This is a genomic window from Cognatishimia sp. F0-27 (assembly GCF_020667845.1).
Taxonomy (GTDB): domain Bacteria; phylum Pseudomonadota; class Alphaproteobacteria; order Rhodobacterales; family Rhodobacteraceae; genus JAFMPQ01.
This window is the reverse complement of the sequence record NZ_JAFMPQ010000063.1, coordinates 1-10,002: the sequence shown is the minus strand read 5'-3', so window position 1 is coordinate 10,002 and position 10,002 is coordinate 1. Positions and strand designations below refer to the sequence as shown.

At 54.8% G+C, this 10,002-nt stretch carries 6 protein-coding genes and 5 pseudogenes; 5 read left to right on the top strand and 6 right to left on the bottom strand.

The genetic code is table 11. The features are described from left to right. Window positions 1–342: 342 nt before the first annotated feature. Both J1C49_RS20905 and J1C49_RS20900 read left to right on the top strand, forming a co-directional pair. Window positions 343–1,242, top strand: coding sequence for an IS110 family transposase (locus tag J1C49_RS20905; RefSeq protein ID WP_227447773.1), 900 nt, complete (start codon window positions 343–345; stop codon window positions 1,240–1,242). Between the two features lie 447 nt (window positions 1,243–1,689). Beyond that, the gene (locus tag J1C49_RS20900; protein ID WP_227447772.1) at window positions 1,690–2,130 is read left to right on the top strand and encodes a hypothetical protein; all 441 of its coding nucleotides are present in this window, start codon (window positions 1,690–1,692) and stop codon (window positions 2,128–2,130) included. Window positions 2,131–2,239: 109 nt separating this feature from the next. On the opposite strand, the gene J1C49_RS20895 is transcribed toward J1C49_RS20900, so the two are convergent. Continuing rightward, window positions 2,240–2,629 (bottom strand): response regulator, encoded by a 390-nt coding sequence (locus J1C49_RS20895; protein WP_227447771.1) that lies wholly within the window; start codon window positions 2,627–2,629, stop codon window positions 2,240–2,242. A gap of 289 nt (window positions 2,630–2,918) precedes the next feature. On the opposite strand from J1C49_RS20895, the pseudogene J1C49_RS20890 reads away from it, so the two are divergent. Beyond that, window positions 2,919–3,271: pseudogene (locus J1C49_RS20890) on the top strand (transposase); the annotation flags it as partial. 123 nt (window positions 3,272–3,394) lie between these two features. Here J1C49_RS20890 and J1C49_RS20885 read toward each other — a convergent pair. From J1C49_RS20885 to J1C49_RS20875, 3 genes and pseudogenes are all read right to left on the bottom strand, one after another. After that, window positions 3,395–5,254, bottom strand: a complete 1,860-nt coding sequence (locus J1C49_RS20885; protein ID WP_227447770.1) for an ATP-binding protein — start codon at window positions 5,252–5,254, stop codon at window positions 3,395–3,397. Then, window positions 5,255–6,121: a phosphate/phosphite/phosphonate ABC transporter substrate-binding protein gene (locus J1C49_RS20880; RefSeq protein WP_227447774.1), complete on the bottom strand. Its 867-nt coding sequence runs from the start codon at window positions 6,119–6,121 to the stop codon at window positions 5,255–5,257. A gap of 576 nt (window positions 6,122–6,697) precedes the next feature. Continuing rightward, window positions 6,698–6,901: pseudogene (locus tag J1C49_RS20875) on the bottom strand (transposase); the annotation flags it as partial. Window positions 6,902–7,037: 136 nt separating this feature from the next. Here J1C49_RS20875 and J1C49_RS20870 point away from each other — a divergent pair. Continuing rightward, window positions 7,038–8,293 (top strand): annotated as a pseudogene (locus J1C49_RS20870) (IS110 family transposase). Window positions 8,294–8,527: 234 nt separating this feature from the next. Here the strand turns inward: J1C49_RS20870 and J1C49_RS20865 are convergent. Further along, a pseudogene (locus J1C49_RS20865) lies at window positions 8,528–8,683 on the bottom strand (DDE-type integrase/transposase/recombinase); the annotation flags it as partial. A 238-nt stretch (window positions 8,684–8,921) separates the two neighbouring features. On the opposite strand from J1C49_RS20865, the gene J1C49_RS20860 reads away from it, so the two are divergent. After that, window positions 8,922–9,476 carry a hypothetical protein gene (locus J1C49_RS20860; protein ID WP_227447769.1) on the top strand — a complete coding sequence of 185 codons (555 nt, stop codon included), beginning with the start codon at window positions 8,922–8,924 and terminating at the stop codon, window positions 9,474–9,476. A gap of 10 nt (window positions 9,477–9,486) precedes the next feature. On the opposite strand, the pseudogene J1C49_RS20855 reads toward J1C49_RS20860, so the two are convergent. After that, window positions 9,487–9,777: pseudogene (locus J1C49_RS20855) on the bottom strand (IS3 family transposase); the annotation flags it as partial. Window positions 9,778–10,002: the final 225 nt, after the last annotated feature.

The window sequence follows — 10,002 nt, the reverse complement described above, 5'->3', positions numbered from 1 at the left end:
TGCGCGTCGCTCAGCCAGAAAAGATCAGACATGTTTACCGCTCGTTTTCGAACGCTGAATCATATCGTTCAACAGAAATCAATGGGTCCTGAGCCTTCTGTATCTCGCCTTTACTAATCTTACCCCGTCAGCGACCTTAGCCAAGGTCGCTGACGGGGCGCTGTTTGGCGTCTGAGCCTTGTGGGTTTGACCACGTTTCCTAGCGAGCAAGCACCGTCCCTCTTCCTCGTCTCGAACAGTTGAATGCGGCCGGTCAGGACCGCGGAGCAGAAGGAAGAGAGTATGAACATGGTATCACGGGCACGGATCATCGGCATAGATATCAACCGCGACTAGCTGGACATGCATTGCCTGCCGAATGGCAAGCGGCTGCGATTCCCAAACACGGAGAAGGGGCATGAGCAGCTCATTCATCTGGCTCGACCGGTCGACGCATTGGTTTGCTTCGAAGCGACCGGAGGTCAGGAATGGCGACTGTGGGCAGCCCTTGACGCTGCCGCGGTCGCGACGCGGCAATTGCCTCCCGCTCAAATTAAGGCATTTGCGGCCAGCCTAGGCACACGCGCCAAGACAGACAGGATTGACGCGGAGCTCATTGCGCGGTTCATGGCTCTCCGTCCTGAGGCGGGACGAAGCCTGCCACATGAAAAGCTGCGCCTTCTCAGGGCATTGACCTCAAAGCGTGGGCAGCTTTTCGAGACACGCAACCGCCTCCTTGCGCAAATCAAGGCCCACGAGGAGCCTGGCTCGGCGGGTACGTTCGCGTCGATGGATGGCGACCTCAAAGCCCTACTAAATCGTCAGATTGCAGAGCTGGAGGAGCGGATTGAACAGTCCATCGTCTCGGATGACGATTTGGCTTCTACCGCCGAAATCCTGCGTTCGGTTCCTGGGATCGGTCCGGTCGTCAGCACCATGTTGATTGCTGAGATGCCCGAGCTGGGTCACCTCTCGGGCGAACAAGCCGCCGCGCTTACGGGTCTTGCACCTATCGCGCATGACAGCGGTGCCCTTCGTGGGAAGCGTGCCATTGGCGGAGGGAGACGGCTATTGCGCCATGTTCTATTCCAAGCCGCTCTCGTCGCCAGCCACCACAATCCAGTTCTCAAAACCTTCGCAGATCGCCTGCGCGCTGCTGGAAAACCCCATAAAGTGGTCATAACCGCCGTCGCCAGAAAACTTGTCTTAATAGCGAATGCGCTTTGCAGATCACGTCACAAGTGGACCCGTCTGGCAGCCTGAGAAATACAGTTGCTAGTGTTGTAGTGGCTGCGCCATTTGCCGACTGTTTCACAGACATGGTCGTCAACTTTGAGCGCAATTGGTTCGGGCGCAACGGACGACGGGATCCGAAGCACTGGAGTCTCAGGCATTCGTCCTGCAGGCGGTCATCAATAAACCAAGCTCTCCACGAAGGCTTTCGGCATGGTCTTGCCGGATTCATTGAAGCGCGTACGCACGTCTGTCCGCTCTCATCAGTCGAAAATGGCTTTGCAGGTACCTGCCGGTCTGTTGTCGAGTGTGATCTCCCCGGAGAAGCCCATGCCAATTATCGGTTCGCGGCAGCCCGGATACAGGGAAAGGGTCAAGTGTTGGGTGTTCTCCAGCTGCGATCAATTTTTAATTTACCAAAATTTAATAAATCCCATTTAACCATAAGTTACAAAAAACTAAAAACTGAGTTGAGCAGTGACTTGCAAGAAACCAAGATTCTTCCTCGTCGAAGGAAACGAAATCCGTCGTACGCGCCTCTCACGAATGGTTGAGGAGGCGCCCCAAGCTCCGTTGCCTATCGGCTTTCCTTCGTTCTTTGAGGCCTCACAAAGTCTTTTTCGAATTACCGGAAGCGATTTCCCTGACGCGATCATAATAAGTAATAATTTCGATGATGCGTTGTACCGGCAGATTTTGCAGTACTTTAATGCTAGGCGCGAACTATTTGGTATTCCGCTCGTAATATTCAAACCAAGTGGTATCTACGATACTTGGCTAGCTGATTCACCCATTCTTTTAGGTGTACAAGAATTATCTGAGGATCACGACGAAGCTCAGGATTTGATTGATCATGTCGTTGACAGCCTAGCGCGAAGCCAAGTGGCGACGTCATTACGACAAGACGCAGCTGCCTGAGAAGTAATATGCTAAGAGGTTTCAAGACTTTCTGCACAGAGAGATTTGCGTAGTCTCACAGTGAGTAACAGATGCTAGTTCGGCATTTTTAGACTAGCTTAAAGTAACTCTAAGCACAGGCTCGTTTGTGAATTGAGTGCGCTTGAATAGCGTAAGTCACGGCGTCTATCAAGTCTTGTCGTCGCACCGGCTTGGTGAGATGCATATCATGGATTTCGCTTTTTTCTCCCGATTTTTTTGCTCTCGGGTAACCTGACATTTGGACAATACCTAGCTCTGGGCATAGATCGCGCAAAGCGCGGACAAGCTCGGTCCCATCCAACTCCCCTGGTAGAACACGATCAAGAATGGCAACCTGCATACCGCCTCCAGTCTGGATCAACTTGACGGCCTCATATCCATTTGATGCAGTGATTACGGTGATTCCCTCTCGTTCCAAAAGCTTTTTTAGGACTTCCCTCACAGGTGCATCGTCTTCGACCAAAAGGACTTTGAACATGTGTATGTGACCCCTCTAGGTTGCGGTAAGAGTTTGCGCTGGCTTGGTTACCATCCGGTTAATCGGCGGAGTGTATTGTAGTTTTGTTGCCGAGCGTCAAACTCTGATCTTTCGCTCGAAGCTAAGCGAGTAAGGTGGACGCGGCAATAGGTTGAGCTCGCGTGTTCTGGCATACTTGCAGGATGTCGTTGAACGTGAACGCAATAGCTTCGTTGGGTCGCTTTGGAATAGCCTCCTGAAAGTGGTCCACCAACTGGGATAGGTTTGTCCCGCAATTGGAGGATCAGCGTTGGCTGGAAAACGAGAAAAGCCGCAAGAGACTGTATCGAAGCTTCGGCAGGTCGAGGTGTTGCAAGGGCAAGGCGCATGACTGCCCAGGCGGTGCGCCAGATCGGCGTGACCCAGCAGACATTTTATCGATGGCGTAAGCTTTATGGCCGGATGCAGCGATCGCAGCTTGTCCGGCTGAAAGAGCTTGAGAAAGAGAACCAACGGCTGCGGCGCGCGGTGTCCGATCTCACCTTGGACAAGCTGATCCTGACCGAGACGGCAAAAGGGAAACTTCTAAGCTCTTCACGTCGCCGCAAGTGCATCGACCATGTGCGGCAGGCGCTTGGTGTACTTGAGCGCCGCGCCTGCCGGAGGATGCCTGATCTTGTCAGCCACAAGTTTGCAAAACAGCGAATGAGCCCCCCAGAGTTCGTCGGCAGATTACCACGTCACCGCTCCGTTTTCTGAAGCGCGACCCACGCAGCGCAACAGAAATCAATGCACCCTGCCCCTAGCCTCGAGCGCTTTTCGTATCGCTGCAAGCAGGTCGGCGCGCCGCACTGGTTTCATCAATCGTATGTCCTGCGGGCGCAGACCATTGCCATGCACAGTTGCCTCACTTGAATAGCCAGACATGAACACTACCGGCAGTTGGGGGTAGCGGCTGCGCAAGGTGCGAGCTAGGTGCGTCCCCTGCAGGTCGCCGGGCATAACAATGTCGGTGACTAATAGGTCAAAATTCGGGTCGTCATCCCAGGTTCGGAGTGCCTCGTCGCCAGAACGCGCTGAGGCAATCTCATAGCCAGCCTTTTTCAGCGTTGTGGTGATCACTTCCAAAACTGATTCCTCGTCTTCGACGACGAAAACCCGTGCGGAGATTCCAACTGCGGATTGAGCGTCAGCATTCTTCCGATGAGTTTCACCCTTTTTCTTGTTGACCGCCTTGAAATAGAGCTTGAAAGTCGTTCCCACACCCTCTTCGGAGTAGACGCGAACTGTCCCCCCGGATTGCTTCAGGAAGCCTTGGACCATCGATAATCCCAAACCAGAACCCATCCCGACAGGTTTCGTTGTGAAGAACGGATCAAAGATCTGAGCTATGTTATCTTTTGAGATGCCTTCGCCGGTATCGCTGACGGCAAGCATCACGTAACGCCCGGGTTCAACATCTTCACCGCGGAGCTCATTGTATTCATCATCAATGCGCACGTTGGAGGTCTCAATCGTCATCTTACCGCCCAGGGGCATCGCGTCTTTTGCGTTCAGGATTAGGTTCAGCAGGGCATTTTGGGTGAGACTTGGATCAGCTGTGGCCCGCCAGAGTCCCGCCAACAGCGAAATCTCCACGTCGATGTTCTCAGGGATTACTCGTGACGACCAACTCTTTGTCTCTCTAACCATCTGATTTATGTCGAAGACTGCCGGTTCAAGCGATGCTTGGCGGGCAAAACTCAAAAGGCTCTTCGTCAGATCAGCGCCTCGATGGGTCGCCGACTTTGCGGCCTCGATAAAACCTTTGATCTCCGTGGGATCCTCGGATTCGTCGACCAATTCGAGATTGCCGAGAATAACGGCAAGTAGGTTGTTGAAATCGTGGGCAACACCACCGGTCAGCTGTCCTATGGACTCCATCTTCTGTGCCTGAAGTAACCGCTCATTGCTTGAGCGAAGCTCCTCCAGGGCCTCTTCACGAACTAATGCCATCTTGTTCAGAGCCTCGACGACAGATTGGACCTCATTGGACTTTGCATCGATCCTCGCAAATTCACTTTTGCCCATACCGTACTGGGCAACCGCAGTTGAAACCGTGGAAAGGTCGCGAGTGAGTGTGCGCCCCAGCCAGAAAGCCACGAAAACAGTGATGCCAACCAGCATTGCTGCCAACAAAAGCGATTGACGCCTCGCTTCTGCTAGAGACCCCTCCATCATTTCCTGCGAGAAACCAAGAACTGCAAGGCCAAGTGCCTCTCCATTGCTTCTCACTTCCTCCGAAACGATCAGGACACCGTTTTGTGAGCCGTGAGCATCGGTGACCTCGGAGAAAGTGCCTGTAGCTGAGACTGGGCCCTGACTAGCGGCCAGCAGTCCATCTGCGTCGTAGATCGCTACGAACAGAAGTTCTTCGTACGACATTGATCGTTGCAAGTATTCATCGAGTCGCGCGTAATCCAGCTCGAATAGAAACCTGGCTGACGTCGCAGCAACTTGCGCTGCTAGATTTACAGCCATGTCATGAAGGCGATGTTCGTAGCTGTGTCGAAAGTTGCTGGTGCCGTTCCAAACGATGATGGTCAGCAAAACGATTTGGACGACCACGAGAGCGAAGCCAAATTGGAAACGGAGTGATCTCAGCATTCAGTTTTCCAGAGCCCTCAATCTGTCAGCCATAGACTCTGCCGCCCAGTCCAAAGCATCATATTTGTCCAGTCTTACCGGCGCGAGGCCGGGCCACCCCATACTTTGGAACACATCGACGCTCTCTTCTCTATCCATGAACTCAATGAAAAACTGAAGTATCCTATCGGCGAGGTCAGAATCCATGCCGGTCGACACGCTGATTGCGGGCGGAGGAGCCCTTTCCGTTTCAGCGATTATCCGAATGCTGTCGCGCATTTGCCGAGGTGCGGAGCGGACGATCGGTGACATGATTATGGAGGCATCGACCTGACCTCGGACGATCGTCGCCAAGGCTGCACTCTGGCTTGGCACATACACCACCTCAATGTCTGTACTGGGGTCAATCCCAGCTTCCGCCAAACGTCGAAACCCCAGTCCGGTCGAATACGCCAGCAAATCCGCCGTCGCAACTCTCGCCCGCCCCCGAAGGTCTTCCAACTCATAGTAGGAACTGCGTGAGTCGACCGCTATCACGGCGAAGATTCCTGGACCATCCATTTGCACTATCGGCCGATAAAGGTCTCGCTCGCGAATAAATTGAACTATGTCACCGCCAGTCAGGATAAGGTCATAAGCATCTCCCTCGAAGACGCGCCGTATAAACGTCTCATAGTCAGGTGCACCACGAATTCGAGCGACGACCCCGAGATCCCTTTCCATCGCCTCAACCAAAGGACCGAAGTCCGACAGCACGCGCTCCGGGCTCCTTGCTGGAACAATGCCGAACACCAGTGGGTCTTCCGCTGTTCCGTCCCCTGCTAGCGCTGGCACGCACCAGATCACCATGAAGAATGAGCAAATCGACTTTATCGTGCGTTCAAGCACCTTCAATACCCTCCTCTACCGTCAGGCTTCTGTCTTGCGGATCAACATGCAGGGAACCCGGCACCCTGTCCACTAACCACCACACGCCCTTAGTAACTGAATCTGTCAGGTGGCCAAGTCGGCCCATTTTTGGCGGTTTTTACATAGCGCGTTCGCGATTATCACCAGCTTTCTGGCGACCGCAGTGATGATGATTTTATGCGGTTTGCCGACTGTCCGTCGTCAGAGTTTTTCTGACTTATTGGGCCGCTTTGTATCGGAGGCTCAGGTCCGATTTCTGTTTGAGTTTAGGCGGCAGCGGCTTGGTGCTGCAAGCGGCGTTTTCGGAATGTCTGTTCCTTGATCTCCTCTCTCATTTTCAGGATCTTCGCGCCGCGCCCGCGGTAGACGTCGGAGGCGTGCCCCCATCGGGTGGTCCGGTTTGATTGTTAGTGCATCGTCGGCCTGTGGTCTATTGGAACGATGCGTTGCGGCGCAGGTGGGCGGTAGCCCAGTGCGCCAGTAAACATCGTGCCATTGGAACAAAGGCCCACGAAGCACCAACACTTAAACCGCACCACCTAATGGGGGCACGCCATAGTCGGCGCGCCATGCCGCAATCATGCGGCAGGCATGGCGCAATGACGGGAACAAATGTTCGTTGAGGCACTCCTCACGCATCCGTCCGTTGAAGCTTTCGACCAGACCATTCTGCATGGGTTTTCCGGGTGCGATGCAGTGCCATCCAACTTTGCGGTCCTCCTGCTGTTTGAGCATCGCGTTGGACGTCAGCTCGGGGCCATAGCACGTCGGGAAGAAGCGCTGTTTTGAGGTTATGGCCGCGCGCGCAGCCCCCAAATAGCGCAGCGTGTGGCCATAACCGTGTCTCAGGTCTCAACAGTGGTTTTGCACGACCACACCGCTGAGGAGACCGGCTATGACCGCCACCCATTCTATCGCGCCGACCTTGCTGGTCGCCATCGACATTTCCAAGCATCGCCACGCGGTGCTGATCGGCATCCCAGACAAGACACGCCGCCGCCGCTTGACGATTATGAATACACTGGAAGACTTTCAGCGCCTGTCCGCAGTCCTCTCCAGCTACAACTTGCCGGTTCGGATCGGGTTCGAGGCGACCGGCAACTATCACCGCACGTTGGTGCATCATCTCGGCCATGCCGGGTTCGACCTGAAGCTTGTCCCCTCCGTCGGCCTGGCTCGCACGCGTGAAGCGTTGCACAACAGTTGGGATAAGAACGACCCCAAGGACGCACAGGTCATCTTGCACATGCTGGAGATCGGCGCTGTGCAATTCTTTCACGACCCGCTGGCGGCGGGCACGGCCGACATCCAAGAACTATCAAAGAACCACGAGATCGTCTCACGCTCGAAGACCGAGCTGTGGCACCGCATCCTGACGCATTACCTGCCACTGTACTTTCCCGAGGCCGAGCGCTTTCACCGAAGTTCGCGCACCGACTGGTTTCTTGCCTTCCTTGAGAAGTACCCATCGCCACACATGATCTCGGCCATCGGCCGGGAAGCCTTCATTGCTAATGCCTGGGAGGTCGTTGGTCGGAAGGTGTCCAAAGAACAATTGCTTTCAGATGTTTATGCGACGGCCGTTAGTTCGGTTGGTCTTCCAATCCACCCGGATTCCGACGCGGTCCGCATGTTCCGCCTTGTTCTTGCAGAGGGCTGCAGCCTGATCCGACAACGAGATGTGATCGAAGCGCGAGCCGTCGAGTTGCTGGCGGACCTGCCCGACTATCAGCTGCTGACGAGCATTCCCGGCATCGGCCCGATCAACGCCATGACCATCCTGGCCGAGGCCGGTGACTTGCGTCGGTTTCAGCATCATCGGCAGTTCCTGAAGTTCTGCGGCATGGATCTCGCCACCGTGCAGTCCGGCATGTTCCGCGGTCAGAGCCGCATCTCGAAGTACGGCAATGCCCGGCTGCGGCGCACGCTCTGGATGGCAGGACAGACCGCCGTGCTGAAGCGGACCAACAGCTTCCGGGACAAGTTCGAACGCTACATCTCGAAGGACCGACACAACGCCCATCTGCGTCGCAAGGCTTAGGGGCAATCGCGGCCAAGATGGCGCGCACCGTACACGCCGTGGTCAAACACGGCGAACCCTATCGCCCCTTCTTTGAGGGGGTGAGTCCAGGCGGAAGGACCTCTCTCTGACTGAGCCGTGGAGGCAGATATCTGACCTCGTAGATAATGTTTGGGCCTTCTGCTTGGGATTTGGGATCTCGTATTGAGGACGGTTAGGGCCGCCATCGCGCGTACCCTGTGTTTGCTATGGAAGAGATCATTTCTTGACGGCAGAGCCCGTCTGGGCAACTTTATCAAGGTATCCGGTTACCGGATGCCAATCGACCTGCTGACATAAACAGCCGAAATTTCCCGACATAGGACGTTGTCCGAGACCACCATGCAGGGATAGCCACGGAACTTAGCGATCCGGTCCAGCTCGCAGACGACACGCGCGCCGCCGATGGATGTGTCAACGACGGCTGCCAAGCATTCCCGGCTGAAGTCATCGATGACGTTCAGCACGCGGAACCGACGGCCAACTTGGCGTCTTGGCCATCGTCTCCAAGACCAAAATCCCCTGACTGCTCCGTCATGCTTTCGAGGAAGCTTCTGAACACAATCGTAGGGGGGTGCATTTGGGAACGCCTATCACCCCGTAACAAGGGGCAATTTTGCACGCCGTTCCACTCTGAACACGGGTTAAGCTTCTGTTAACATGGATTAAGCTACGATATTCCGGGCTCATCGTAGGCCATCAGGCACAAAGGAGGATACCATGGATACATCATACACTGTTGATCGGTCTAATCGTATCATGTCTGTAGGCGGCAATTGGGACGCGTTTGCGTGTGAAAATGGAGGGCAATCTGCAGTTGCCCAAAACGTAATCGGCGGCATACTCTTTGATTTTGTGGAGGGCTTCGACACCGCTAGCGTTCTGAATGCTGTCTTATTCTCGGTCCGCAGCAAGCAGAGACCTTGCATCACCACATACCGTTGCGACAGCCAAGTTGAAAAGCGTCTGTTTAGAATGCACGTTGCACCACTACTGCACGGCGGTATTCGCGTGCATCACCAGCTTCTTTCCTGGTCCTTGATTGCGGATCAACCGCGCGTACGTCCTTTGAATAGCGAGGCCTCTGATCACCGATGTTCCGTATGTTGCAAGGTTCAGGTCGGTGAAAAATGGATTGATCTATTCAGCCAACCGAACGTCGCGTATTCTTGGAAGTCGCACACCGTTTGTCCGGGTTGTAAAGCTGCGATTTGTGCCGACATCGGCGAAAGGGTCAAAGGCGAGTTGAACTGCGCCGGGTTTGCCAGAGGCTGATTTGTCTTAGTTACGCGGCCACGTCGGATCTATTCAGAACTGCATAGAAGTCTGCCTCGGACCCTCCTGGCGGGATATTCCCGACGGGTTCCAGCAGGTTGCGTTTGTTGAACCAATCCATCCTTTCGAGGGCGGCATTTCCGACGGTCCCCAAGCTGAGCCATGGGCCACGTCGGTGAATAACTTCTGCCTTGAACAGCCCATTGATGGTTTCTGCCAGAGCGTTGTCAAAACTGTCGCCGACGCCGCGGACCGACGCGGCGATCTTCGCCTTTGCCAAGCGCTCGTTATACTTGGCCGACTAATATTGAGACCACCGCGGTGACGGACACGAGCTTGCACTGCCGTTGGCGTATTTGTGCAGCAGCGCGCTGGCGCGTTACCGCCGGTCTCTGGCAGATGAAAGCAGATTGTTGCAGTCGAGATCCTGTAGCCGCTGACCTGAGACCCGTTTCCTCCTCCATTTTGAGGTAGAGTCCGTCCCAACGAAGGAGACGGACAGAATGAAGAGATTACGGTTCAGCGA